Annotated in this window: 21 protein-coding genes; 6 read left to right on the top strand and 15 right to left on the bottom strand. The window is 61.8% G+C overall.

The window, feature by feature from the left end; translation table 11 throughout:
• Nucleotides 1-58: 58 nt before the first annotated feature.
• From GJG85_RS29795 to GJG85_RS29775, 5 genes are all read right to left on the bottom strand, one after another.
• The gene (locus tag GJG85_RS29795; RefSeq protein ID WP_204384170.1) at nt 59-1177 is read right to left on the bottom strand and encodes a hypothetical protein; all 1119 of its coding nucleotides are present in this window, start codon (nt 1175-1177) and stop codon (nt 59-61) included.
• Between the two features lie 154 nt (nt 1178-1331).
• The gene (locus GJG85_RS29790) at nt 1332-1820 is read right to left on the bottom strand and encodes an HrpB1 family type III secretion system apparatus protein (RefSeq protein WP_050011181.1); all 489 of its coding nucleotides are present in this window, start codon (nt 1818-1820) and stop codon (nt 1332-1334) included.
• Nucleotides 1821-2677: 857 nt separating this feature from the next.
• Nucleotides 2678-2890, bottom strand: coding sequence for a hypothetical protein (locus tag GJG85_RS29785; protein WP_234745145.1), 213 nt, complete (start codon nt 2888-2890; stop codon nt 2678-2680).
• A 58-nt stretch (nt 2891-2948) separates the two neighbouring features.
• Complete coding sequence (locus GJG85_RS29780; RefSeq protein WP_050011183.1) at nt 2949-4187, bottom strand: CaiB/BaiF CoA-transferase family protein; 1239 nt, start codon at nt 4185-4187, stop codon at nt 2949-2951.
• A gap of 6 nt (nt 4188-4193) precedes the next feature.
• Nucleotides 4194-5381 carry an acyl-CoA dehydrogenase gene (locus GJG85_RS29775; protein WP_050011184.1) on the bottom strand — a complete coding sequence of 396 codons (1188 nt, stop codon included), beginning with the start codon at nt 5379-5381 and terminating at the stop codon, nt 4194-4196.
• A gap of 130 nt (nt 5382-5511) precedes the next feature.
• Between GJG85_RS29775 and GJG85_RS29770 the strand changes: the two genes are divergently transcribed.
• Nucleotides 5512-6462 carry a LysR substrate-binding domain-containing protein gene (locus tag GJG85_RS29770; RefSeq protein WP_204384493.1) on the top strand — a complete coding sequence of 317 codons (951 nt, stop codon included), beginning with the start codon at nt 5512-5514 and terminating at the stop codon, nt 6460-6462.
• An 88-nt stretch (nt 6463-6550) separates the two neighbouring features.
• Here GJG85_RS29770 and GJG85_RS29765 read toward each other — a convergent pair whose 3' ends face one another.
• From GJG85_RS29765 to GJG85_RS29750, 4 genes are all read right to left on the bottom strand, one after another.
• Nucleotides 6551-7144, bottom strand: coding sequence for a malonic semialdehyde reductase (locus tag GJG85_RS29765; RefSeq protein WP_050011388.1), 594 nt, complete (start codon nt 7142-7144; stop codon nt 6551-6553).
• Between the two features lie 44 nt (nt 7145-7188).
• Complete coding sequence (locus tag GJG85_RS29760; protein WP_050011186.1) at nt 7189-7725, bottom strand: cupin domain-containing protein; 537 nt, start codon at nt 7723-7725, stop codon at nt 7189-7191.
• Between the two features lie 80 nt (nt 7726-7805).
• Complete coding sequence (locus tag GJG85_RS29755; protein ID WP_050011187.1) at nt 7806-8915, bottom strand: alcohol dehydrogenase catalytic domain-containing protein; 1110 nt, start codon at nt 8913-8915, stop codon at nt 7806-7808.
• A gap of 134 nt (nt 8916-9049) precedes the next feature.
• A complete protein-coding gene (locus GJG85_RS29750; protein ID WP_089489213.1) occupies nt 9050-9631 on the bottom strand; it encodes an amino acid synthesis family protein in 582 nt (193 codons plus the stop codon).
• Nucleotides 9632-9751: 120 nt separating this feature from the next.
• On the opposite strand from GJG85_RS29750, the gene GJG85_RS29745 reads away from it, so the two are divergent.
• The 5 genes from GJG85_RS29745 (at nt 9752) to GJG85_RS29725 (ending at nt 15255) form a co-directional block, all read left to right on the top strand.
• Entirely contained in the window at nt 9752-10606 is an 855-nt protein-coding gene (locus tag GJG85_RS29745; RefSeq protein ID WP_089489212.1) for a fumarylacetoacetate hydrolase family protein, read from the top strand.
• Nucleotides 10607-10634: 28 nt separating this feature from the next.
• Nucleotides 10635-11198, top strand: coding sequence for a VOC family protein (locus GJG85_RS29740; protein ID WP_089489211.1), 564 nt, complete (start codon nt 10635-10637; stop codon nt 11196-11198).
• A 77-nt stretch (nt 11199-11275) separates the two neighbouring features.
• Nucleotides 11276-12709, top strand: a complete 1434-nt coding sequence (locus GJG85_RS29735; RefSeq protein WP_089489210.1) for an aldehyde dehydrogenase family protein — start codon at nt 11276-11278, stop codon at nt 12707-12709.
• Nucleotides 12710-12799: 90 nt separating this feature from the next.
• Entirely contained in the window at nt 12800-14413 is a 1614-nt protein-coding gene (locus tag GJG85_RS29730) for a bifunctional 3-(3-hydroxy-phenyl)propionate/3-hydroxycinnamic acid hydroxylase (protein ID WP_204384169.1), read from the top strand.
• Nucleotides 14414-14559: 146 nt separating this feature from the next.
• The gene (locus GJG85_RS29725; RefSeq protein WP_060067727.1) at nt 14560-15255 is read left to right on the top strand and encodes a GntR family transcriptional regulator; all 696 of its coding nucleotides are present in this window, start codon (nt 14560-14562) and stop codon (nt 15253-15255) included.
• 80 nt (nt 15256-15335) lie between these two features.
• Here the strand turns inward: GJG85_RS29725 and GJG85_RS29720 are convergent, their stop codons facing one another.
• The 6 genes from GJG85_RS29720 to GJG85_RS29695 form a co-directional block, all read right to left on the bottom strand.
• Nucleotides 15336-16466, bottom strand: coding sequence for a porin (locus GJG85_RS29720; protein ID WP_204384168.1), 1131 nt, complete (start codon nt 16464-16466; stop codon nt 15336-15338).
• Between the two features lie 456 nt (nt 16467-16922).
• Nucleotides 16923-18377 (bottom strand): MFS transporter, encoded by a 1455-nt coding sequence (locus tag GJG85_RS29715; protein WP_124630498.1) that lies wholly within the window; start codon nt 18375-18377, stop codon nt 16923-16925.
• A 25-nt stretch (nt 18378-18402) separates the two neighbouring features.
• Nucleotides 18403-19599 (bottom strand): cytochrome P450, encoded by a 1197-nt coding sequence (locus tag GJG85_RS29710; RefSeq protein ID WP_185731861.1) that lies wholly within the window; start codon nt 19597-19599, stop codon nt 18403-18405.
• 10 nt (nt 19600-19609) lie between these two features.
• The gene (locus GJG85_RS29705; RefSeq protein ID WP_050011195.1) at nt 19610-20065 is read right to left on the bottom strand and encodes a flavodoxin domain-containing protein; all 456 of its coding nucleotides are present in this window, start codon (nt 20063-20065) and stop codon (nt 19610-19612) included.
• 24 nt (nt 20066-20089) lie between these two features.
• Nucleotides 20090-21343, bottom strand: a complete 1254-nt coding sequence (locus tag GJG85_RS29700) for a hypothetical protein (protein ID WP_063772873.1) — start codon at nt 21341-21343, stop codon at nt 20090-20092.
• Nucleotides 21344-21447: 104 nt separating this feature from the next.
• On the bottom strand, nt 21448-22947 hold the full coding sequence (locus GJG85_RS29695) for an APC family permease (RefSeq protein WP_204384167.1): 1500 nt from the start codon (nt 22945-22947) through the stop codon (nt 21448-21450).
• Nucleotides 22948-23167 lie beyond the last annotated feature (220 nt).

Below are 23167 nucleotides of genomic sequence, written 5' to 3'. Positions count from 1 at the left end.
CCCGATCGGTGGCCGCTCGGGTCGCCGATCGGGATGATCGCCGGAACGGCCGGCGACGTTACTTCGTGCTGACGCCGGCGATCGTACCCGTGTGAATGCCGGTGATGTTCTCGAAGGCGACCGCGGCGCGCGTCTTGCCCGGCGTCAGCACGTTCGCGCCGCCCAGCGCATCCGACAGCGCCTTGCTCGCGTCGTGGCTGATCTTGCCGCCGCCATGCGCGTTCGCCGTCTGCTGCAGTTGTGCGCCGATCGCCGCCGCATCCGACTGGCTCAGCTTGCCCGACTTCACCGCGTTGGCGAGCGTCTTCGCCGCGGCATTGCCGTCGCCGTGCGACAACGCGCTTTCCATGGCCTGGAAGTCGGCGCCATCCTGCGCGTTGAAGTTGGCCAGCGCCTTGCCTTCATCGGCCATCTGCAGCGGCTTGCCGTCCTTCAAGAGGTCGCCCGTACCGGGCGTGAAGCCTGCCGTCGCGCCCGTTGTCGGCAAGCCACCCGTCGTCGGCAGCGTATTGGTGTTCGCCGGAAAACCGCCCGTGCCGGGCAAGCCGCCGGTCGTCCCCGGCTGCGCCGCCGCGCCGCCCGTTGCGTTGCCCGCCGCGCCGAGTCCGCCTTGAGCCGCCCATTGGAAATTGCCGACCGCGGACTTGCCGTCGGTGCCCGCCACGTCGTGCGTGTCGATCTGCTGGTAGGCACTCGGGTTCGCGAGCATGGTCTGCGCCGCTTGCTGCACCGTGGGCGGCGTGCCGCCGTCGGCGTTCGTCGCGAGTTTGTACATCGTGTTCGGGTCCGACGCGTTGATGCCATGCTGCCCCATGTACGAGGCCAGCACGCCCGCCGCGTTTTGCACCGTCATCCCCCCGGTGCCGCCCGGCATGGCGCCTGCGCCCCCCATGCCGCCGGGCGTCGCTCCCACACCACCGGGCGTTGCCCCCATACCGCCGGGCATTGCGCCCGCGCCGCCACCGGGCATGCCGCCGGCGCCGCCCGCACCGCCCGGCATGCCGCCGGCCTGCCCGTTCTGCCCGCTCTGCATCTGCTTGAGCAACTGGCTGATGAGGCCGATGAGATCCTTGAGCACGTCCTGCGTCGAGCCCGTCGAGGCACCGTTGGTCAGCCGTTGCAGGTAGCTCGCCGGATCGGTGGGGTAGGTGGTCATATTCGGAACGTTCAGATTCATGATGTTTTCTTCCTGTCGGGTAAGTGTTTGCGTGACCGTGGGTACTACGAAGCAAAGTCAGTCTAGGTTGCTGTCGCTGCTACAAGCGCACCGATGCGAAGGCTGCAATCGAAATGCGAATCGCCCGGCGCGCGGAAAACGTGAAAACGGATGCTCATGCGCGGACCCACGTCATCGACGCGGAGAATCCGCCGTTGTCGGCCGGCACGCCGTGCGTGCTCGCCGGTGCGTCGGTGGACGCAGGCGCTTGAACGCCGACGTCGAGCTTGGCGGCACGCTCGAGCAGACGCGCGCCGATCTTCGCGCCCTCGATGCTTTCGCGCTGGTCGGCCGCGCTGAGCGCATAGCTGTGCCACAGCGGGTCTTCGAGGCCGAACAGACACACCGCCATCAGTGCGGTATGAAGCCCCGAGCGCTTCGCTTCGGTGTCGTCGTCTTCGAGCACGCGGCGCGCGTCGCCCCATGCCTGGCGCCGGACGTAGCGCCACGCGGCGACCGTCCCCGCCCCGGGCCACCTGGGCCAAAGCACGCGGATCGCTTCGAGGAGATCCTCGAAGTCGGCTTCGTCGTCGAGCTGCGAAGCCGTCCACAGCACCTTGGTTAGGCCGCCGGCAATCTCGTCCCTGCATCCTGTGTAAGTCACGATGTCCTCGTCTGCTGGAGTGCTGCAATCAAAAAGCGCACGGCGGCGCCGCGCACAGCCGTGCCGCGCTTGCTGCCGGCTCGTGCGGTGGACGTCCCCTGGCGGTTAGTCTCTTGTATCGGGTCGGCTTTCGCCGACGCGATGCGAACGGAACGATCGGGATGCGAAGCGAGCACGGAGAAGAAAACCGACCGCGGCGATGGGATCGATCGGTGCGATAGGCCGGATCGTTCGCCGTGTATCGAAACGCGGAGGATTTGCTCGATGCTCGGCGTCGAAGAAGGTCCGCCATCGGGCGATACACCCCGGCCATCGGCCAGGCTGTGCCCGTCGAATCGCCACCGGCGACCGATGCAGCGTCCGCAGGCAGTCGACTCCTGAAATGGAGCGATCACCACGGACAGGAGGCGCAGTCCATGATGTCAGGATGAGCAAGTGCAGAACGCTCGCAGCCCGCCGGGGCCGTTGCTTCAGTTCACGGATGAACGCTGGCGGTTCTTCCCAAGGAAGCGCTGGATGATTGCTTGACGTGCGAACGCTGCTTCGAGCGTGGCAACACAAGCTGTAGATGATCGACGTACCGCGCCGGATTCGCGCCGGTGCGATGGCCCAAGACCATTTCGGCGTCGAGTATTGCGTTGATACGGCCGCGTACGCGACGGGCGGTTTCTGGCTTCTTCGTCCATATCGCTTGGAGCCGCAGAAGCCGCCGGAATGCGCGCAAAGCCATGACTGGCGGAAGGCAGCCGATTCCAACCACCGCTTGCACAGGGCCGGCAGGTAAGACTCCCGCGATCGCAAATGGCTTCCTGCCCACGATCCTACCCATATTCGGCGCGGCGGCAATCCAACTCATACTAAAGTGCGCCAAGGCCAAGCTCTTCCGATTCATACTTGGCGGATCGGATCGCCTCATAGAAGCTCGATTCGATCGCGACTTCCTTCCGGTCGACATGAACGACCCACGCGTTGAACATGAAGCGCCAGCGGATGCGCCGCTCTTCGAGCATCGCCGCAAACCATCTCCATACCGAAGCATCGTCCGCGTTCGCGGTAGCCGCGGCAACCATTCGTGCCTCGCAGATTGCCTCCCAGCCCAGTGAAGGATCGCATATCGAAATCATGATGTCAGATGATTTTTCGCTCGTGCAATGCGTCGATCTCTTCTTCTCTCAGTCCCAGCCATGCGCCCAGGATCTCATCGGTCTGTTCGCCGAGCCGCGGCGGCGGACGAAGATACTGGACCGGCGAATCGGACATTCGGATCGGATTCGCCACGAGCGGCACGCTGCCGGCCGATGCATGCGGCATCTCGATACGAATGCCGCGCGCCTTGACCTGTTCGTCCGCGAATACCCGGTCGAGCCCATTGATCGGCCCGCACGGCACGCCCGCCTCCTCCATCGCGATGACCCACTCGTCGGTCGACCGGCACGTGGTCACTGCGCCAATCAGCGCGACCAGTTCGTCGCGATGCTGTACGCGTAAAGGATTCGTCGAGAAACGTGCATCGCTCGCCCATTGCGGCTGACCGAGCACCGCACAGAGACTGGTGAACTGGCTGTCATTGCCGACCGCGATGATCATGTGGCCATCGGCCGTCGGAAAGTCCTGGTATGGCACGATGTTCGGATGTGCGTTTCCCATCCGCCGCGGCACGATGCCGCCGACCAGGTAATTGGCGGCCTGGTTCGCGAGCGCGGCGATCTGCACGTCGAGCAGCGCCAGATCGATGTGTTGTCCGCGCCCCGTGCGCTCACGATGGGCAACGGCGGCCAGCACGGCAACGGTCGCATACAGCCCCGTCATCACGTCGGTCAGCGCGACGCCGACCTTCACCGGGCCGGCACCTTCCGTGCCGTCGGCGCGCCCCGTCACGCTCATCAGGCCGCCCATCCCTTGTATCAGGAAGTCGTAACCGGCACGTGACGCATACGGGCCCGTCTGCCCGAACCCGGTAATCGAGCAGTAGATCAGGCGCGGGTTCTCGGCGCCGAGCGTCGCGTAATCCAGCCCGTACTGCGCAAGGCCACCGGCCTTGAAATTCTCGAGCACGATATCGGCCTGCTGCGCGAGTTGCCGAACCAGCGACTGACCGTCCGGCCGGCTCAGATCGACCGCGATCGAGCGTTTGTTGCGATTGGCGCTCAGGTAGTACGCCGATTCGCCCGTCGACTGTCCGTCTTCGTCGAGGAGCCACGGCGGGCCCCACGCCCGCGTGTCGTCGCCCGTCCGGGGCCGCTCGACCTTGACGACATCGGCGCCGAGATCGGCGAGAAGCTGGCCTGCCCACGGCCCGGCCAGCACCCGCGACAGATCGAGTACGCGGAGGCCGGCCAATGCGCCTTGCTGTGCGATCGTTTCCATGGCGGCTCAGAATGCGGCAATGCCGGTGATCGCCCGGCCGAGGATCAGCGCGTGGATGTCGTGCGTACCCTCATACGTGTTCACGACTTCAAGATTCACGAGGTGCCGTGCGATGCCGAATTCGTCGCTGATCCCGTTTCCGCCCAGCATGTCCCGCGCGACCCGCGCAATGTCGAGCGCCTTGCCGCATGAATTGCGCTTCATGATCGACGTGATCTCGACGGCCGCCGTGCCTTCGTCCTTCATCCGGCCGAGCCTCAGGCAACCTTGCAGACCGAGCGCGATCTCGGTCTGCATGTCGGCAAGCTTCTTCTGGATCAGTTGATTCGCGGCAAGCGGCCGGCCGAACTGTTTGCGATCGAGCACGTACTGCCGAGCGCGATGCCAGCAATCCTCGGCAGCGCCGAGCGCGCCCCACGCGATACCGTAGCGCGCGCTGTTCAGGCAGGTGAACGGCCCCTTGAGACCGCGGACTTCCGGAAACGCGTTCTCTTCCGGGCAGAACACGTCGTCCATCACGATCTCGCCGGTGATCGACGCACGCAGCCCGACCTTGCCGTGAATCGCCGGCGCCGACAAACCCTTCCAGCCCTTCTCCAGCACGAAGCCGCGAATCGCGCCTTCGTCGTCCTTCGCCCAGACGACGAAGACGTCGGCGATCGGGCTGTTCGTGATCCACATCTTGCTGCCTGTCAGGCGATAGCCGCCGTCGACCTTTCGCGCGCGCGCCGCCATGCCGCCGGGATCGGAACCGTGATTCGGCTCGGTGAGCCCGAAGCAGCCGACCAGTTCCCCCGATGCCAGCTTGGGCAGGTATTTCTGGCGGATCGCTTCATTACCGAATGCATGAATCGGCACCATCACGAGCGACGATTGCACGCTCATCATCGAGCGATAGCCGGAATCCACACGTTCGACCTCGCGCGCGACGAGGCCATAGCTGACGTAGTTGCTCCCCGCGCCGCCATAGGTGTCCGGAATCGTGATGCCGAGCAGGCCGAGTTCGCCCAGCTCGCGGAAGATCGCCCGATCGGTCTCCTCGCGACGAAAAGCATCCAGCACGCGCGGTGCGAGCCGCTCCTGACAGTATGCGTTCGCGGAATCGCGCACCATGCGCTCCTCTTCGTCGAGCTGCTGGTCGATCAGCAGCGGGTCGTCCCATTGAAACGAATTCGATTTGTGTGCATTGGTCATTTGTTGATCGCCCGCGTGAAGGTGTTACGCCAACTTTATTCGCCACGTAGCGCCAAAACAAACGATTTGTTTGCACCGACATGTGCAAAAATATCACTCGTTAATTTCATTACTCACCTGGACACGCATCATGCGCCGCACGATCCCCTCCACAACGGCCTTGTCCGCATTCGAGTCCGCCGCTCGCCACCAGAGCTTCACAAAAGCGGCGGACGAGCTCGCCGTCACGCAAAGTGCGATCTGTCGTCAGATCGGTGTGCTCGAGGAATTTCTCGGCGTGAAGCTGTTTCGGCGCACCCGACGCGGCGTGACACTGACCGAAGCCGGTGCGGCGTACAGCCGCCGTGTGGCATCGAGACTCGATCAGATCGAATACGACGCGCTGGAGATGATGGCGACGGGCGGCAAAGGCGGTACCCTGGAGCTCGCGGCCGTGCCGACCTTCGCAACCCGTTGGCTGCTGCCGCGCATGCCGGCGTTCATCGATACGCATCCGGACATCGCCGTCAATCTGACCGCCATGCCGCGTCCGTTCATGTTCGATGCGACAGGGTTCGACGCGTCGCTCCACGCAGGCCCCGCGCCGTGGCCCGGTACGGCCGGCGATTTGCTGATGCAGGAAAGCGTGATCGCGGTCGCCGGCCCGAAGCTGGTCGCGTCGCGCACCCAGCCGACCCAGGCGGACTGGCGGCGCTATCGGTTGCTGCAGCAAAGTACGCGGCCGTACGCATGGCGCGAGTGGTTCGCGGCGCAAGGACTCGAAATGGAAGGCGACCTGTCCGGACCGCGTTATGAACTGTTCTCGATGCTTGCGGAAGCGGCGTCGAGCGGAATCGGAATCGCACTGATTCCTCGCCTGCTCGTCGAGGACGAACTATCGAGAGGGACGCTGGTTCAGGTCGGTCGCTACGAACATCCGACCGGGAATGCGTACTTCCTGATCTACCCGGAAGCCAAGGCGGAAAGCTCGACGCTGGCGGCGTTTCGGGAATGGCTGAGCGGCGAAGCGCGACGATACAACGAGAACATTGCGCACATGGCTCAATCACGCGGTGCTCGGCATCACCGGCGCGCACAGTGACTGCATCTGATCGAAACAGCGTTTCGCAAGTGTGCGCCTCAGCTGAAGCGTATGGGCGGCGAACCGGCTTCGTCGCCGCGCCTATAACCTACAGAACCTCGCAAGCGTCGTCGAAATCGAGCCGCGGGCTGCGGGGAAACAGGCCGTCCGGATCGCCATACCCGAGGCAGCAAAGAAAGTTCACGCGCAGTGCCGTCCCGTCGAAGAACAACTGATCGACCCTGGCCGCGTCGAACCCCGAGAGCGGCCCGCAGTCGAGACCGAGCGTGCGCGCCGCCATGATGAAATAGCCACCCTGCAGCGAGCTGTTGCGAAAGCATGTATCTCGCGCCAGCTCCGGTTGCTCGATGAACATCTTCCCTGCACCCGGCCGATGCGGAAACAGCTTGTCGAGCTGCGTGTAGAACGCCACATCCTGCGCAATGATCGCAACGACCGGCGCGGTACGCACTTTCTCGACGTTCCCCGTAAAAACAGCCGACAACAACTTTTCGCGCGCCAGCAGCGACCGCACGAACACGACGCGCATCGGCGAGCAGTTCATGCTCGTCGGGCCCCATCGGGTCAGTTCGTACAGGTCACGCAGCACCGCATCGGGCACCGCTCGGTCCAACCACGCGTTCTGGCTGCGTGCGTCGGTAAATAGCTGCTGGCGCGCGCGGGTATCGAGCGGCTCGCTCATTCCGTTTTCCTCCAGATCGACCATCGAAAGGCCATGCGCGCGCATCACGTGCGCGTCGCACCGACCATGAAGAACGCCACGATCGCCGGGCTGTTCCCCTTGTTGCGCCATGCGTGGCGCGTGCCGTTCTGCACGACGAAATCCATTGGCCCGAGCCGGGTCGCCTCCCCGTCATCGAGCTCCAGCCAGATCTCTCCCGACAGCACGATCGCATAGTCGACCGTTTCGGTCGCATGCATGCCTGGATGGTCAGGCTCGAACGTCGCTGCAAGATCCGGCATGCGCGCGACACATTCGTTTGCCGCTGCTGCCGGATCGAACTGCGGAGCCGCCATGACCTGATCCGGCGGAAAGGTGACGACCAGGAGACTGGTCGCGCCGGCCGGCGGAATCAGGGTGTCTTTTCCGACCGTCGGATCGGCCGTCGTCGCCATCGACGGAGATGCCGCGGTCGTCCACACCTGTGCGAATGCATGTCCGGGAATGGAGTCGAACAGGACAGTCCGGGGTGTCGGGCCATCGGAAATCACGACGGACCGGCCGTGCGGATCACGGCCGGTCACCACGCGTCGAATGTGCATGAGTTGCCTCGCTGTAAGGAAACGCTTTCGGCCGACGACACCCCGGCGCCGATGTGACGCGGAAGTGTCGCCGATGTGCTTTACGGACAGATCACGTAGTTGCTGAAGCCGCCATTGCGATTCTCGATCCCGCCCAGCGCGACATTGATGTCCTCCAGCTTGAACGTGCAGTGTTCGAAGACCGACAGGTCGACGACGCCGGATTCGACCATGTCCGCCATTTCCTGTCCTTGCCCGGCCGTGAACCACGCGGAGCCGCTCAGGCGCTGGTCGTTGTCCATCATGTAGTGAAGATTTACCGGCACGTCGCCGGCAACCGCGCCGACATTGACGAGATGGCCGCCACGGCGCAGCGTCTTAAGCGATTCTTGCAGCGTCGTATGCGGTGCGCCCGGTCCGAGCGCATCAATCACCGCATCGACACCTTCCCCGCGCGTGATGCGCGCCGCCCATGCGTCGACCGGCTCGTCATCGAGCGCCAGAATCTCGATGCGATCCGGCGCAATCGCCTTCACGCGCTGAAGCAACTCTTTGTTGCGTGCGGTACCGAGAATCTTCCGCGCGCCAAGTGCGAGCCCGAACAGTGCAACCCCGATACCGAGCGTCCCGCTGATGCCGTTGATCAGGATCGTGCTGCTCGGCCCGACTTCCGCCTTCTTCAGCGCACGATAGGCGGTGCCGAGATAGCCGAACCGCGCCGCGGTCTCATGGCTCAGGTTGTCGGGTATCTTGACCAGGCTGTATTGCGGCGCGGTCATGAACTCGCACAGCCCGCCGTACGGATAGTCGTCGAAGATGGCCTGCGATCGCTGGCTGAACCCGAAATAGCCGTTGAATGTGTAGTACGGACAGGCCGTGGTATCACCCGAGCGGCACGCGCGGCAACCGCCGCAATAGCGCGCCGGATTCACATAGACGCGGTCCCCCACGTTGAACGCATGGACCTGACTGCCAACCTCCTCGATCACGCCCGTCGCGTCGAGACCGAAAATCGCCGGCAGCCGGGGCAGCGGCAGGTGGGGAAACCATTTCTGCCAGTTGCTCAGCACGTTGCCGAGGTTGGGCACGATCCCGCAAGCCTTGACTCTCACCAGCACGTCGGTCGGCCGCGGCGACGGCACCGGGATGTCCTCCACCACCATCGGTGCGCCGACATCGTGCATACGTGCTGCTCGCATCATCTTCGTCATGTCTGTCTCCGGTCTATCACTCTTCGTGTATTCGCCACACACAGTCACTGGCCCGGCCATCTACCCGCGACACGGACCACGCTCAATGCATGATATCAATTTTTATGCACAAAAACACAGATTCCGCCTGAACTTCATCGCAGGCCGTCGAGACCCTTGACGTCCGACGCCGCGAGGCCGCCCAGTCGCGCGTGCACGCGCCCGCCGGTCGCCATCGCGAGTGCGAACGCGATCTCGTTGCGGCGCGGGCCATCCCAGACGGTTAGCTCGCACGTGCCATAGTGACTGCGGACATAAGACGCCTGAATATGGCCCAGCGGAACCATCAGGCGCGTACCGACGCCGCCGATCGTCTTGGCCGACGGCACCATTGCTTTCGGCTGGCCCAGCGATTCCCGCATCGCCCAGCCGCCGGCTTCATGCCATACGGCGCCATGCTCGAGTTCGCCATCCTCGCCGACGATCGCGCCCTTTCCGTACGCCTGGACGTTCTCCGCGCCGCCGAGCAGCACCACGAGGCGCGACGAGAGGTCATGCCCGAGTTCGCGCAGCGCCTGCATGAACGGCAGCAGGTCGGGCTCGTACCGCCCCGCATACGGATTCGCGACGACGGCGGTCGCGACCGCAACCCGCAGCGGCTCGCTCACGCGCTCCCCCCCTTCGTGCCAGACCTCCTCCACATCGAGCTTGATCTTTCTGACATTGACCAGCGGCATCTTTCTGCTCCACGGAAATTGTTCGGATCGCCGGGAGCCAGTTTGTGCTCCCGTGCTTGCATTATATCCATTCCGATGTAATATGCATAAAAACATGTTTTATGCCCAAACGGAGGAGCAATGAAACTCGTGTCGTATCGCCGGGCCGGCAAGGCCGCTTTCGGTGCAATCAAGGAAGAAGGGATCGTCGATCTCGCGTCGCGCATGCCGGCGCTGGCCGATCTCGCTTCACTGCTCGCGGATGACGCGGCGCTGGACGAAGCACGCCGGCTCGTCGCCGCGGCCGCGGCCGCGGATTTCCCGTCGGCCGATGTCGAGCTCGAGCCGGTCATTCCACGCCCGAACAAGATCATCTGCGTCGGCATCAACTATGTCGCGCACGCAGCGGAAGCCGGGCGCACGGTCGGCAAGTACCCTGTCATCTTCCATCGTTACGCGGAAACCCTGTTGCCGCACGGTGCGCCGCTGATTCGTCCGACCATTTCAGACAATTTCGATTTCGAGGCCGAACTCGCGGTCGTCATCGGCCGCGGCGGTTCGCATATCGCACCGGAAGACGCGATGAGCCACGTTGCCGGCTATACGTGCTTCAACGACGCCAGCGTCCGTGATTGGCAGTTCCATACGCACCAGTACGGGATGGGCAAGAATTTCCGCGACACCGGCGCGCTCGGCCCGTGGCTCGTCACGGCCGACGAAATTCCGGACTACCGCGAACTCTCGGTACACGGCCTGTTGAATGGCGAACAGATGCAGATCGGCAAGCTGTCCGACCTCGCCTTCGACATTCCGGCCCTGATCGCATACGTATCGCAGGCGCTCGACTGGCAGCCGGGCGACATCCTCGCGACCGGCACCCCGAGCGGGATCGGCTTCAAGCGTCAGCCGCCGGTATTCCTGAAGCCCGGTGACACCTTCGACGTGGTGATTCCGGGAATCGGCACGCTGTCGAACCCGGTGGCCGACGAAGCGTGAGCGATACTCGAACAATCAGGAGACGATTATGGCGGCACTGCCGAAAATTCAGTTCACTCACTGCGGCATCTTCTGCAGCGACCTCGACCGGATGGTCGACTATTACCGCAAGGCACTCGGGTTCGTGATCAGCGACAAGGGTGTCGCGTCGACCGGACACAATCTGTACTTCATGACGCAGGATCCGGAAATCCATCACCAGCTCGTGTTGTTCGATGGAAAGCCCACCGACCTCCCCTTCAACCCGGTCAACCAGCTTTCCTTCCTGCTCGATTCGCTGGACGATCTGCGCACGTATTACCAACGCGCGAAACGCGCGGGCGTCGCCGCTATCGAGCAGGTCGATCACGGCAACGCGTGGTCGATCTATTTCAAGGATCCTGAAGGCAATCCGATCGAACTCTACGTCGACAGCCCGTTCTTCACCGCGCAGCCTTGTCGCGAGCCGCTCGATCTCGATCTCCCGAGCGCTGAAGTCCTGAGACGGACGGAAGCGATGTGCCAGCGCCGCCCGGGCTTCCTGACGCGCGACGCATGGATCGCGGCAATGCGCGAACGCATCGCCGCCCAGCGCACCGCGTTCGACGAATAGACATACCAATCCGTAGCGTCCGCCGCATTCGACGGCAGGCGGACGCCACCCTGCGAAACTGGGGGAGATCACTGGTCATGAAGTGCAATCTGATCGGCGGGTCGTGGCGCACCGGCGCCACTTCACGCCGCAACATCAATCCGTCCGATCTCGACGACGTGATCGGCGACTATGCGCACGCGGATGTCGAGCAGGCCCACGAGGCAATCGACGCCGCGTGCGACGCTCAACGCGGCTGGCGGGACAGCGGCATCCAGGCCAGAGCGAATGCACTCGACGCGATCGGCAGCGAATTGCTCTCGCGGCAGACTGAGCTCGGTACGCTGCTATCGCGTGAAGAAGGCAAGACGCTTGCCGAGGGCATTGCCGAGGTCGCGCGTGCCGGGCAGATATTCAAGTTCCACGCCGCCGAAGCGGTGCGCTCGGGCGGCGAGCACCTGCCGTCGGTCAGGCCGCTCGTCGACGTCAGTATCACGCGCGAGCCGGTCGGCGTCGTCGGCATCATCACACCGTGGAACTTCCCGATGGCCATTCCGGCCTGGAAGATCGCGCCGGCGCTCGCGCACGGCAACAGCGTCGTCTTCAAGCCGGCGGACCTCGTCCCGGGATCCGCGTGGGCGCTCGCGGACATCATCCACCGCAGCGGCATTCCGCCCGGCACCTTCAATCTCGTGATGGGGCGCGGAAGTGTCGTCGGCAACGCGATGGTCGTCTCGCCGAAAATCCACGCGGTCTCGTTCACCGGATCGGTCGATACCGGGCGGAACCTGCTGCTACAGGGCGCGCGCCAGTTCAAGCGGATGCAGCTCGAGATGGGCGGCAAGAATCCGCTCGTCGTCCTGGACGACGCGGACCTCGACGTCGCCGTCGACTGCGCGATACAGGGCGCCTATTACTCGACCGGGCAGCGCTGCACCGCATCATCCCGTTTCATCGTGCAGAAAGGTATCTACACGCGCTTCATCGCCCGGGTTGCGGAGGCGCTCGAGCAGCTCCACGTCGGGCATGCGCTCGATGCGGACACGCAGATCGGGCCCGTTGTCGACAGCGAGCAATTGCGACTGGACGAAGCGTACGTGGAAATCGGCAGGAACGAAGGCGCAAAGCTCGTGTGCGGCGGTACGGCCGTCGCCCGCCGCACACGAGGCCATTTTCTGACGCCGGCGCTGTTCTCCGATGCGGCGCCGAAAATGCGCATCGCGCGCGAGGAGATCTTCGGCCCGATCGCGTGCGCTATCCCGGCGAAGGATTACGACGAGGCGCTGGAGATCGCGAACGATAGCGAGTTCGGATTATCGGCCGGCATCTGTACGGCGTCTCTGAAATATGCGGCGCATTTCAGGCAACACATGCGCAGCGGGATGGTGATGGTCAACGTGCCCACCGCGGGGGTCGACTATCACGTGCCGTTCGGTGGCACGAAGTCGTCGAGCTACGGCCCGCGCGAGCAAGGCCGATACGCCGCCGAATTCTTCACGACCGTCAAGACCGCCTACACGAAGGCATACTGAGATCAGTCGGGCGACGGTCCGGTGGACCCGCCCGCACCGCCGGGCGAACGTGGTCGGCTCTGGCGGAACGAATATGAACATGGAGGAGATGTGGACTTCGATTTGATCATTGTCGGTCTCGGCCCGGTCGGTGCAGTCGCCGCCAACCTGGCCGGTCAGGCCGGCCTGCGCACGCTGGTCGTCGACAAGTCGCCTACTGTCTACGACAAGCCACGGGCAATGGGATTCGACCAGGAAATCATGCGAATCCTGGCCAACCTCGGGATCGCAGACAGGATCGCGCAATACGTGATGCCGTACCGCCCGTCCGAATACCGGACGACCGACACGCGGGTGATCCGCCGCATCGACGCGGCAGCCCCGCCGTACCAGCTCGGCTGGGCACCGAACTACGTGTTCATGCAGCCGCAAATCGAAGGAATCCTGCGCGACAATCTCGCCGGCTACCCGTCGGTCAGGGTCGAGCTCGGTGCGGAAGCGACCGCGGCCGAATCGCACGACGATGCCGCATCCGTGACGATCTCGCTGGCGTCGGGCGAGCAACGCACGTTCACCGCGGGCCATGTGCTGGCCTGCGATGGAGGAACGAGCCCGATCCGTACGCGGCTCGGCTTGGACATGGAGGATCTCGACTTCGACGAGCCATGGCTCGTCGTCGATGTGATGCTCAAAGACGGTGCCGGCGAGAGCCTGCCGGCAACCAACGTGCAGTATTGCGAGGTCGCGCGCCCTTCGACGTTCGTCGTCGGACCCGGCCGCTGCCGCCGTTGGGAGTTCATGATCAACGCGGACGAGACGCCTGCCGAGGCCTGCCGGCCCGAATTCGTGAAAAAGCTGATTTCGCGCTGGCTCGCCGACGACGAATACGAAATCTGGCGTGCATCCGCCTACCGGTTTCACGCGCTCGTGCTGCGCCGCTGGCAAGCCGGACGGATATTCTTCCTCGGTGACGCGGCGCACATGACGCCGCCGTTCCTCGCGCAGGGAATGTGTCAAGGCATCCGGGATGCGTCCAATCTCGTCTGGAAGATCGCGATGGTTTCGCGCGGCAAGGCCGGTACGGCACTGCTCGACAGCTACCAGGCTGAACGGTTGCCGCACGTCAAGCGCACGACACTCGTGACGAAGGAACTGGGCAAGCTGATCTGTGAACGCGATCCGGTCGCGGCCAGCGCGCGCGACGAGCGCTTGCATGCGGAGATGGCCGCCAATCCGCAGGGAATGGTCCGGCAATCGTTGATCCCGGGGTTGAGCGACGGCTTTCTGTCCGCTTCGAGCGACGGGCCACGCGGGCTGCTGTTTCCGCAACCACGCGTGCGGACGTCCACCGGCGACGAGCGCCTGCTCGACGACGTGACCGGCGCGACCTTCCGGCTCGCGGTGGACGCACGTACTGATGTCGCGACCGTCGCGCAACTTCGGCAGGCATGCGATCGCCTGCAGTATCCGGCGATCCGGTTCGTCTCGATCGGGCCCGACGCGCTCGCGCCCGATGCCTCGCCGGATACGTATCAGGACGTCAGTGGCGTGCTGACCGGCTGGATGGCTCAACACGATTGCCGTGTGGTTCTCGCCCGCCCCGATCACTATGTGTACGGTGGTTGCCGCGAGCCGCATGAGGCGCTTGCGCTGCTCGACGAGCTCGTGGGCGCGCTGGCCACCAACGGCTCGCAAGCACTTGAGACGCCGGCAACGAGCCTTTGATCCGGAACGCGCATCATGTAACAGCCTTCAGCGCTCGGTGCTTTGCCCGAGCGCTTTTTTTGTTCGACGAGCCTTTCGAGTCAATCTTGCATAGAAGCGAGCTTTGCGCATAAAATTACAGCATTGACAATCCGGAATGCCACGCCATGGATTCGACACCTGCCTCCAATGGTGCCCCGCTCATCGATGTTGCTTTCGCAAGGATGAAAACTTCGATCATCCGGTGTGAACTGGAGCCAGGCACGCGCCTGAAAGTCGAGAGTCTGTCGAAAACCTACGGTCTCAGCAGTTCACCGATTCGCGAAGCACTGAACCGCCTCGCGCAGGACGGAATCGTGCAGGCGACCGAGAATCGCGGCTTCTGGGTCGCACCGATCAGTATCGACGACTTCAAGGACATCACGCGCCTGCGCATCCTGCTTGAACACGAAGCGCTGATGGATTCCATCGAGCATGGCGACGACGACTGGGAAGTTGCCGTGCTGACGGCGTTCCATCGGCTGAGCCTCGCCGAAAAACGGATGGGTACCGGCCCTGTGGCCCTCGACGACGACTGGTCGGAGCGCCATCGCGCCTACCATATGGCGCTGCTGTCCGCGACGCCGAGCCCGCTGCTGCTGAACATGGTCGGATCGCTGTTCGACCGCGCCGAACGCTATCGGCGCTACTCGGCGCTCCATCGGACGGAGGAACGCCACAAGGGCGCGGAACACGAGGCGCTGATGAAAGCGGCGATCGGGCGGGAAAAGGACAAGGCAGCGAAATTGCTGCGCAAGCATATCGAAGGGACGTTGACGCGTGTTGCCGCCGCACTGGAACGGCAATTGGCATCGGTACAGTAAGTCGAGCGCAGTATCCGATACTGCCGCGCGCGGATGAATTCCATTGCGACGACGACGCGCGCCGCCGTCGCAAGAACCAATCAGAACATCGTTTGCATGCCGATCCGGCCGATGAACTGCGAGCGATTGCTCGACGGGCCGAACGTCCCGTTGATCGACGCATTCGCCCCCCCGTTCGTCAGCTGATACATCGATTGCAGATAGACGGCCGTCCGCTTCGACAGATGGTACTTCGCAACGGCCCCCCATTGATGGGCGTGATTGCGGTCGACAACCTCATTCCCCCACATGTAGGTATAGGCGAGGCTCGTCGAGAACACCGGCGTGAACTGATACAGTGCGCCGACCTCCGCCGCGTTGACAACCGCGCCGTTGTGCGTATTGCGCGTGTCAGTGAACAGCGCCGTCAGCAGCAGTTTGTCGCCGCGATATTTCGCGCCGAGCCCGTAGTTCCTGATGCTGTCACCGAGCAATGACGCATAACGCACGTCCGTATAGGCCGCGCCGAATGCAAACGCGCCGGCACTGTAGCTGGCACCGAAGCTTTCCGCGCTGTTTTGGCGGAAATCCCCGGCCACGCCGCCGAATGCGTACATTCCGCCGAACCGGAATCCTCCCAGCAAAGGACTCGTGTACTTGACCGCGTTGCCAAGAGGCGTGTCGCCGTTCATGCGGTCGAAGTCGAACGCCTCGTTCGGTGGAGAATCGGGAATGCCGAGCTTCGCAAACGGACCATCCCGGAAGCCGTAGAATCCGCCGCCGTACATCGCCATATCGGCCCCGACATCGGCGAACAGCGTGTCGACCATTAAGTCGTACTGGCGTCCGAGCGTGAGCTTGCCGAAGCGCGCGTTATCGAGGCCGACCCATGCATTGCGCGCGAAAAGCCCGGTTCCGGTACCGCTCCCGTTGCTCTTCTGAGCGACGAGATTGCCCTGCAGCGTGAACTGCGTCACCAGTTGGAACACCGCGCGGGTGCCGCCACCGAGATCCTCGGTCCCGCGAAATCCCAGCAGGTTGGGCAACGCGATGCCGTCGTCGAGCCGCCATGCAGGGTGGCCCGAGGTATTGCTGATGTATGACACACCTGCATCGAGCAAGCCCCAGAGCGTCACGCTGCTTTGCCCATAGGCACACGATACCGGGCCCAGACCCGCGGTCGCGCAGGCAATTGACGTAATGACCCACCTTTTCACCGTCGTCTCCTCCATACCGTTTACGAAGTCGCCAATGTGCACAAGAAATGCCTAAGATGATTTTTTGTGCATATTTATATTCTTTGCGCACACTCTACACGGCTTTGCAAGACGCAAAACTCCGTGTTTACGCGTGAGTGCGCTGCAGCATGAAGACGCACGCCGATGTCGAAGCTGCAGCTACTCCACACGCTGCGGCGGTCGCTACGTGGCACGTAAATGAAGTTGCAAAGGGTCAGCGATCAGCATCCGGGGGACGAAGGCCGAGAAGCGAGGCTTCGCTTCGAACCGTGATGGTCTTTCAACGCTGCACTTTCATAACGGTCACGATGGCGGCGAGTTCGTATTCCCCGATCGCGGCAAGTACGTCCTCGCGGTTGCGGTGGGGACACCATGTCGCACGACCCCATCAACTCCAGACCGCGATCTGAAGCGGGAAATGGTTAGGCGAATCGTTGGATTGGATGGCGATTATTCAGAGACTGGCGGGCTATCTCGGCGTGACGAGCCAGGATGTTGGCCGACTACGGTTCTACCCGTAGCAGGCAAAAACGCCCGCTGCCCGCACGATGGGGCCTTCAGTGTGCATAGGGTCACCAACCCGAGCACGGAGGAAATACACCCGATAGAGAAATCTGCTCGTATGCCCATATGATCGACGATCAGCCCTCCCACGGCGGACCCAATCGCGATGGCGACTTGAACAACGCAAATGAAGAGCGCCGAACCGACTTCGGGGCAGTCAGCGGCATCGTGCTGAGTCCAGATGCTGAAGCACAACGGGATTGCACCGAACGCTACGCCCCAGAGCGACAATGCTGCGGCCTCGCCGATTCGCGCATGATCCAGTACCACCATCAGCAACAATGCGAAGAACAGCAGAGCCGTCGCGATCGCGGTGGCGACTTTCACGTGGCCATCCATCACCGCCGAAAGCGTCACGTTCGACATGAAGCCGACAATACCAAACACCATCAGCAGGCTTGAAATCTCCGATACCGAAAAGTCCTCTCCGAGACGAGGTTCCAGGTACGTATAGGCGGAAAAATGCGCGCCGAATACGAACGCCACCATCATCAGACTCAGACGCACGTGCGGCCGGCGCAGCAGCGAAATGAAGTCCTGAACGCCCACGGTGGTTTCAGCTGTCAGCTTCGGCACGAAGGCGACCTGCGCAAAGAGCGCTACCGTTGCGAGGACACCGGTCGCAACGAACGATTCCCGCCAGGACGCGAGCGTAGCGATCAGGGTCCCGAGCGGCACACCAATGACAGTAGCCGATGCAACCCCGCCCAGGATGCATGCGATCGCACGCGCCGTATCCCGGGCTTGCACCATGCGCCCCGCCGCCGCGGTCGCGAGCGTCCAGAACCCTCCCAATGCGATCCCCAACAGTGCCCTGCCGGCAAGCATCGTCGTGAAGTTCGTCGAGTACGCACTGACGAAGCTTGAGCACGTCAGCAATCCGGTTAATATCAAAAGTATGTACCTGCGATCCCATTTTCCAGCAACAACCACCGAGGTCGGCGCGGCCAAGGCAGCCATCACACCGGGCAAAGTCATCATCAAGCCTGCCGTCCCGGACGTGACATGCAGATCCAGAGCGATGTGCGCCAGAAGGCCGACCGGTAGAAATTCGCAAGTGACGAACGCAAATGCGCTGACCGCGACGGCAAATACGGCGAACCATTGATGTCGTGAGGTTGGGACATCGCCGGGAAACTTCCCGGACGAGCGGCTTTTGGAAGGCATGCTATCGGAGCGCGGATGTGGAATGATGGAAGCAACGGACGATACGGTCGACAGCGTACGCATGACGACACCGGGCGGGTCGCCGATAGCGGAATGAAGGGAGCGCCCCGAGCAGTTGTTGCTCGCGAGACGCTCCTTGAGCGCTAATCCGGAATACCCCCGATCAGCGCGCATCCCCCGTTTCCCGTCCTCGGTCGCTTCAGGAAAAGCGCAACGGCAAAGTCAAATAGTTGCGAATGCGATCGTCGTGCTGAACCGCGGGAGAGCCGGCGAGCTCCACGCGTGAATAGCGTTCCGCTATGGCTGACAAGATCACCTCGATCTCGACACGGCTGATCAATTGCCCCGCGCAGCTGTGTGTTCCGATGCCGAACGACAGCATCTGGCTTTCACGCATCGAACGAGTATGGTCGAATGTGTTCGGATCCTCGAACACATCAGGATCCCGATTGACTGCCGCAGTCATGAAGCGAATGACGCTATTTTCCGGGATCACCGTGCCTCTGATCGTAACCGCGGCTTTGTTGTACCGAGTGAAGGACATCTCTGGCGGATACAGACGCAAGAATTCGTTGATCATCGCCTGGCGGTTTTCGCGATCGGCTTTGTAGAGGTCGAAGAGTTCAGGCTCGCGCGTGAAATGCTCCAACGTCGACGCGAGCACGTAAGCCGGATTAGGTGCACCGGAGAAGAAAAAATTGACCATGGCCTGGACGACTTCAGCCTCGGATAGTTCGCCTCGCGCTTGTGCCTCGATTAGTGCGTCCGCAAGACCGTTTCCAGGATTTCGGCGCTTCTCGGCAACAAACGCGTTGCACCGGTCGAACAGATACTTGAACCCCTCTACCGCATCGTCCAGCTGCGCCTTCGTTGAAGCCGGAGACTGAGCCATGACAATACGCAACCCGTTCTCCATCACACCTTCGATGTCGTCTTCCGGTATGTCGAAGATGCGGCACATCGTGACGTGGGTGGGTACGACACAAATAGTGTGATGAGCCTCGACAATGCCATCTTGCGGGATATTGTCCAGTGCGTCGCTCACAAGCGCCTTTGTATGCTTCGCCCACTCCGCGACCATCTTCGGCGTGAACCACTTGTTGAAGTGCCGCCGCAATAGCGTCTGCCGTGGCGGGTCGTAGAACAGCACACTTTCCTTGAACACGTGCCACGGATGGGGTTTCACCCAGTTCGGCTCCTCCATGCTCATCGCTGGATGCTTGGCAAACTCCACATAGTCGGAATACTTCGAGACGACGAACTCACGTTCGCTAATCCGATACACCGGTGCCTCGCGTTGCAATCGCTCATACCACGGATACGGGTTGTCGCGAAACGCGAGGTCCGCCCACGGAAGGTAAGGATCGTTCATGAAATCGCCCGTTTGATTTTTCATCGAAACCCCCTTATTTGCCCAAAATCGAAAGGATGCCCTGGGACCATGCCACCGCCATCTGGTTTGCAGGCATGCCTTTCGATGCATTGTGTCGTCCCGTTTCGCCAATTTGCGTGGCGCCGCACGAAGCGAGCATCTCAGTCAATAGATCGATTGCACGGTTGTAATTCTCGTAGCTGGAATCCCCGAGCCCAAACGCGGCAAATCTCATCGAAGCCAGATCGGGACGCTTCGCGATGAGCGCGCGATAGAACGGCTCGGTCGTCTCCGGCATATCGCCCTCGCCGTACGTAGAAGTAACAACGATCGCGAAACTGACAGCCTCCAGTTCGTCCACGGCTTGATCCGCCATCGATTTGACGACGCTCGGCATATCTTTCTCGGCGAAGCACATCGCAATATCATCGGCAACCATCTCTGCGTTACCGCTCTCCGTGCCAAACAGAATCAGAATCGATGCATTCATTTCTTTTTGCTCATATTTAGACGATTACCCCACGCTCACGATCTGCCTTGCCACTTCCAGCAGGCGCCTGCGATCTGCAATTTTCTTGCGGAGCCTGTTCGGCCCCGCCGCATCCCGTTCATACCGGTCCACCTCCAGCCAGCCGGCGTAATTCACGAAATCGGCTGGAAACTGGTCTCCGAGCGCGGCCAGTCCAGGCCGGCCGATCGGCAGCGCTCCGTCTTGCACCATCGCAACGATCTGCGCGGCCACGGCTTGTGCGTCTCTGCGATTCGCGGCAACCCCGCCCTTTCCGCCGTTCTTCGCCCAACCGACCTCGAATACATTGAACGAACGCCACGGCCCGCATCGCGCGCCGATATCGCCGACCTCGTTCGTAAAACCAATCGCAGTAACGATCGTGTCGACGTGAAAACTCACGATACCTTCCGCTTTCGAGTGTCCGCGCAAAACGCTTTTCGTCAGCAGTGCGTCGACCTGCACCGGCGTACATTCGAAGTGGAAAACAATTTCCACCAGCGGTTTGGCATATACGATGCGCCTCGCGGCATTCCGCAGCACTTGTGCCTTTTCGCTCTGATCGTCGTCCGAAAGACCCGATGCAGATACCTTTACATGTCCCAGATCACAAAGTTCACGCAGCATGGCAAGGTCAAATTTCGCGTCGCCTGCGCTGGATCTTCCGACAAGATGAATCCGCTCGAGATGATTCGAGCGAAGCATCGATAGCCGCTCGTCGTCGATATCGGAGTTATCGAATTGCTCGATGCGTTTGGCCAGCAACCGGGCAACGTCTATGGCGACGTTCCCGTGCCCGACAATCGCCAACGATTCACCCAAGGAGCAAAATCGCCCTCTGTCATGGGGCAACCGAGGCTCGGGATAGCCGTTCAGCGCCCGCAGTATTTCGCCTGCCCCAACGACGTTTGCTTTCGGGTGTTGTGGAACCGGAAGTACCGAATCCGTTGCCAAACCAGTCGCGAGCGCCACAATGTCGAAACTCTCTGTCAATCGCTCAAACGACAGGTCTTTTCCGATAGTTACATTCCCGAAAAAATTGACCCCATCGCGTCTAAACAGACGATCGAACTGCATCGCCACGGATTTCGAACCCTGATGATCGGCCGCGATGCCGTAACGCAACAGACCGAATGGTACCGGCTCCGATTCAAACACCGACACTGCAGAATCCGGCCAAACCTTTATCAACGATTGAGCCAGGTAGCACCCGGACGGTCCGCTTCCCACAACGGCAATGGATGGATTAATGATGCGCATGAACGTACCTGGACTGGTCTCTTGAAACGGAGATGAATCGGATGCCGAGTTGCTTCGCGACTGAAGCCGAAGCTATCGAGATTCACATCCGAAGCATGGATATGTCATTGCGTGACGGCGAGAACGGCCTCGTCGTCCGTGCCACCATCTCGCGGCTCGACGTCACGATTGCGCCCCAACCGCCGGAACACTTCCGGCTTGGCCTTCCTGAAATAAACGGCCAATGCCATCCCGAAAATCTGCACTGCGCACAGGCTATAGAGCATCCACGTGCTTTGGCCCGGTTCGCCGCCAACGAGAAGCTCGAAGTGCTTGCCAACGAGGACGACGAGCGCAACAAACAGGACTGCGGAGATGCCGGGCGCAACACACGCTTTGAAAACGCCTGCACCGATGAACCGCCCCTCGCGGAAATACCAGACGAGACATGAAACATTCACGACGGTCATAAGGATCAGTCCTCCTGCGGTACCGACGCCAGACAGTCGACCGTAAAGCAATTCCGGTTGGGCCCCGGTCACGATGAACGGCAGAAGAACAAGCAGCGTCAGCGTCGAAACCGTAACGGACGAGCGGTGCGGTGACAAATGCTTCGGATGGATCGCACTCAGGTACTGCGGAAATGCGCCGTCGATGCCGAGGTTGTGAAGATAACGCGTCAGCACGTTATGAATGGACAAGCTGGACGCAAACGCCGAGGTCAAAACCAGGATCGCGACCGGCGTGCGCATCCGCGCACTGACGAATTTGTCGAAGGCATTCTGAAACATGGTGGCGGGCGATTGCGTTGCGACGGAGATCACGTCGTGTCCATACACGCGAATCAGTGCATATGCGCAGAACGTATACAACAGACCGATGAAGATAACCGCACCATAAGTTGCTCGCGGAATGGTTCTATCCGGGTCGCGCACCTCATCACGGAACAATGCTGTCGCCTCGAACCCCATAAAGAAAGAGACGGCAAACAGCATGGCAAACGGGCTGTTCGCGTTGAACAATCCGGATGGGGAAAAAATGGCGTTCGGTGGCAAGTCGCTTGCGGGATTGCTGCCAATAACTCCAGTGCAGAACGCGATGCAAACGATGACTTCGGCGACCATTACCCAAGTCAGGAACTTCGCGGATACTTCGATGTGCAGATATCCGAAAATCGCGATGGCAAGCCAGCATGCGAGCGTAAAGTAGTACCAGGGGAATGCCCATCCCGTGAGCGTCCGCTGCAGATCAGCGGACGCAACGCCAAAATACGCCGGAACACCGGCAAGGATGATGAAGTACGTAATCGTGGCGAGCAATCCGGCTCCAAGCCCGGCACTCTTGCCCAATCCATGCGTGATGAATGCGTAGAAGTCGCCCGGTCGCTTCGCAGCATGGTTGAGTGTCAGATACCCCAGCGAGAACAGCATCAGCAGAACCATCGTCGCGATGAAGATGGTAGGGCTGGCTGCACCGCCATACATCAACGCGACCGGCACATATCCCGATACGGTCGTGAGAGGGGCCGAAAAAGCCAGAACGCTCAGCGCAAGACCAAAGGCGCCCATATTCCCGGTAAGTTTATTTCCCTTCTCTGCAATCGCCCTGTAACCGCTTGTCTTCATTCGAGCCACCTCTTTTCTGTGCGCGGTTCTCTCGGTATTGCACTGTGATGCGCGTACCGCAGAACCCGTTGACTTGGTAGCCGAACTATATTCAGCGAATTTCTGGCCAACATCCTCCGAAAGTATCTATGCGTCGCTTCAAGATGGAGCGCCGATCGCGCGTGGTGCGCCATGCACGACCAACGTGCAATGACGCGCTTCCAGATCGTGAGTCTACCTC

This window comes from Burkholderia sp. MS389 (assembly GCF_016899425.1).
GTDB classification, from domain to species: Bacteria; Pseudomonadota; Gammaproteobacteria; order Burkholderiales; family Burkholderiaceae; genus Burkholderia; species Burkholderia sola.
Note: the sequence above shows the minus strand (reverse complement) of the source record. Positions and strands in the feature narration are given on the sequence as shown.

What these genes read in the sequence shown, in the direction of transcription:
- GJG85_RS29795 (WP_204384170.1), bottom strand. Translation starts at nt 1,177, where the DNA reads ATGAATCTGAACGTTCCGAATATGACCACCTACCCCACCGATCCGGCG.
- GJG85_RS29785 (WP_234745145.1), bottom strand. Translation starts at nt 2,890, where the DNA reads ATGGTTGCCGCGGCTACCGCGAACGCGGACGATGCTTCGGTATGGAGA.
- GJG85_RS29780 (WP_050011183.1), bottom strand. Translation starts at nt 4,187, where the DNA reads ATGGAAACGATCGCACAGCAAGGCGCATTGGCCGGCCTCCGCGTACTC.
- GJG85_RS29775 (WP_050011184.1), bottom strand. Translation starts at nt 5,381, where the DNA reads ATGACCAATGCACACAAATCGAATTCGTTTCAATGGGACGACCCGCTG.
- GJG85_RS29770 (WP_204384493.1), top strand. Translation starts at nt 5,512, where the DNA reads ATGCGCCGCACGATCCCCTCCACAACGGCCTTGTCCGCATTCGAGTCC.
- GJG85_RS29765 (WP_050011388.1), bottom strand. Translation starts at nt 7,144, where the DNA reads ATGAGCGAGCCGCTCGATACCCGCGCGCGCCAGCAGCTATTTACCGAC.
- GJG85_RS29760 (WP_050011186.1), bottom strand. Translation starts at nt 7,725, where the DNA reads ATGCACATTCGACGCGTGGTGACCGGCCGTGATCCGCACGGCCGGTCC.
- GJG85_RS29755 (WP_050011187.1), bottom strand. Translation starts at nt 8,915, where the DNA reads ATGACGAAGATGATGCGAGCAGCACGTATGCACGATGTCGGCGCACCG.
- GJG85_RS29750 (WP_089489213.1), bottom strand. Translation starts at nt 9,631, where the DNA reads ATGCCGCTGGTCAATGTCAGAAAGATCAAGCTCGATGTGGAGGAGGTC.
- GJG85_RS29745 (WP_089489212.1), top strand. Translation starts at nt 9,752, where the DNA reads ATGAAACTCGTGTCGTATCGCCGGGCCGGCAAGGCCGCTTTCGGTGCA.
- GJG85_RS29740 (WP_089489211.1), top strand. Translation starts at nt 10,635, where the DNA reads ATGGCGGCACTGCCGAAAATTCAGTTCACTCACTGCGGCATCTTCTGC.
- GJG85_RS29735 (WP_089489210.1), top strand. Translation starts at nt 11,276, where the DNA reads ATGAAGTGCAATCTGATCGGCGGGTCGTGGCGCACCGGCGCCACTTCA.
- GJG85_RS29725 (WP_060067727.1), top strand. Translation starts at nt 14,560, where the DNA reads ATGGATTCGACACCTGCCTCCAATGGTGCCCCGCTCATCGATGTTGCT.
- GJG85_RS29720 (WP_204384168.1), bottom strand. Translation starts at nt 16,466, where the DNA reads ATGGAGGAGACGACGGTGAAAAGGTGGGTCATTACGTCAATTGCCTGC.
- GJG85_RS29715 (WP_124630498.1), bottom strand. Translation starts at nt 18,377, where the DNA reads ATGCGCGCTGATCGGGGGTATTCCGGATTAGCGCTCAAGGAGCGTCTC.
- GJG85_RS29710 (WP_185731861.1), bottom strand. Translation starts at nt 19,599, where the DNA reads ATGAAAAATCAAACGGGCGATTTCATGAACGATCCTTACCTTCCGTGG.
- GJG85_RS29705 (WP_050011195.1), bottom strand. Translation starts at nt 20,065, where the DNA reads ATGAATGCATCGATTCTGATTCTGTTTGGCACGGAGAGCGGTAACGCA.
- GJG85_RS29700 (WP_063772873.1), bottom strand. Translation starts at nt 21,343, where the DNA reads ATGCGCATCATTAATCCATCCATTGCCGTTGTGGGAAGCGGACCGTCC.
- GJG85_RS29695 (WP_204384167.1), bottom strand. Translation starts at nt 22,947, where the DNA reads ATGAAGACAAGCGGTTACAGGGCGATTGCAGAGAAGGGAAATAAACTT.